The sequence below is a fragment of the Megasphaera sp. AF13-6AC genome (assembly GCF_027685385.1).
In the GTDB taxonomy this organism is placed as follows: domain Bacteria; phylum Bacillota; class Negativicutes; order Veillonellales; family Megasphaeraceae; genus Megasphaera; species Megasphaera micronuciformis.
In genome coordinates, this window is the sequence record NZ_JAQCUN010000197.1 from 1 (window position 1) to 1,674 (window position 1,674).

2 protein-coding genes are annotated in these 1,674 nt (G+C 47.3%); both read left to right on the top strand.

The features are described 5' to 3' along the window. The coding region (gene epsC, locus PGX78_RS08045; RefSeq protein WP_270446403.1) for a serine O-acetyltransferase EpsC at positions 1 to 497 on the top strand (497 nt) is incomplete at its 5' end. Positions 498 to 639: 142 nt separating this feature from the next. After that, a complete protein-coding gene (cysK, locus tag PGX78_RS08050) occupies positions 640 to 1,575 on the top strand; it encodes a cysteine synthase A (RefSeq protein WP_270446406.1) in 936 nt (311 codons plus the stop codon). The last annotated feature ends 99 nt before the right edge of the window (positions 1,576 to 1,674 follow it).

Genomic DNA, 1,674 nt, shown 5'->3' on the forward strand with positions numbered 1-1,674 from the left:
AAATCCATCCCGGTGCCCGCATCGGCGAAGGACTTTTCATCGATCACGGTACAGGCATTGTCATTGGAGAAACAACTATTATCGGCAATAATGTATCACTCTACCAGGGGGTTACCCTCGGCGGCACAGGTAAGGAAAAGGGGAAACGGCACCCGACCATAGAAGACGGTGTGGTCGTTGCCAGCGGAGCCAAGGTTCTCGGTTCTTTTACCGTCGGAGAAGGCTCAAAAATAGGTGCCGGCTCGGTCGTCTTAAGAGAGGTTCCGCCATATTCGACAGTCGTCGGCATTCCGGGGCATATCGTTTCACAGCGGGGCAAGCGAATTCGCCGAGTACTTACGGAACAGGATATTGACTTGGATCATACCAGTCTTCCCGATCCGTTGGAAGAGGAAATTGCCGAGCTGAAGCAACAAGTGTGCTTTTTACAAAAACGCCTGAATGATTTGGACTCATGGAACTCCAACATTCGTCATAATACGGCACATCACCAATAGCACCGACCGTATTGCAAGGGGGGAAGCGATAACTATGAAACAACTATTTGAAAAATTTATTCTCTGTAAGCGATGTTGTCGCTTCATAGGCAGAGGATAATTAAAAACTATATTCGCTAAGATATAAAAGGAGACATTTACCATGACAAAAATAGCTACTTCTACATTAGACTTAATCGGGCGCACACCCTTACTTGAACCGCAACGTTATAACAAACAGATTCAAAGCCATGCAAGAATTCTTGTTAAAGCCGAAGCTTTTAATCCGGCAGGCTCCGTAAAAGACCGTATTGCTAAAGGCATGATTGAAGCGGCTGAAAAAGACGGCCTGCTAAAAGAAGGTTCCGTAATCATTGAACCGACCAGCGGTAACACGGGTATCGGTTTAGCAGCCGTCGCAGCGGCTAAAGGCTATCGCATCATTTTGACCATGCCGGAAACCATGTCGGCCGAACGCCGTAAACTCATGTCCGCTTACGGTGCCGAAATCGTACTTACGCCCGGTTCTACAGGAATGCAGGGGGCTGTCGACAAGGCTGCCGAATTAGCAAAAGAAATCCCCGGATCCTTTATTCCCGGCCAGTTTACCAATCCCGTAAATCCTCAGGTTCATTTTGAAACGACAGGTCCGGAAATTTATGAAGATACGGACGGAAAGGTAGATATCTTCATTGCCGGTGTCGGTACAGGCGGTACCTTATCAGGCACCGGTAAGTATTTAAAGAGCAAAAATCCCGCTGTCAAAGTTGTCGCCGTCGAACCGACCGGTTCGCCTCTACTTTCCGAAGGACATGCCGGACCGCATAAGATTCAAGGTATCGGTGCCAACTTCATCCCTGAAACCTTGGATACGAAAATTTATGACGAAATAGTTACGGTCGACAATGATGCGGCTTTCAAGACGGCTCAAGCCTTTATTAAAGCGGAAGGCTTTCTCATCGGCATCTCCGGTGGAGCAGCCGTCTACGCTGCAACCGAATTGGCAAAGCACCCGGAAAATGCCGGTAAAACCATCGTCGTTGTTTTACCCGACAGCGGAGACCGTTATCTCTCCACACCCGGTTTTATTGAAGAATAAGCAATATGAAAAACAGAGACCTTCAAAGTGAACTGCACCTCCAAAAATTGGACACAATTTTTGGAGGTGCAGTTTTTTATGTCAAAATATTCAAAAGAA

Bases quoted from the DNA above. Each gene is read 5' to 3' on its own strand.
- cysK (WP_270446406.1), top strand. From the start codon at position 640: ATGACAAAAATAGCTACTTCTACATTAGACTTAATCGGGCGCACACCC.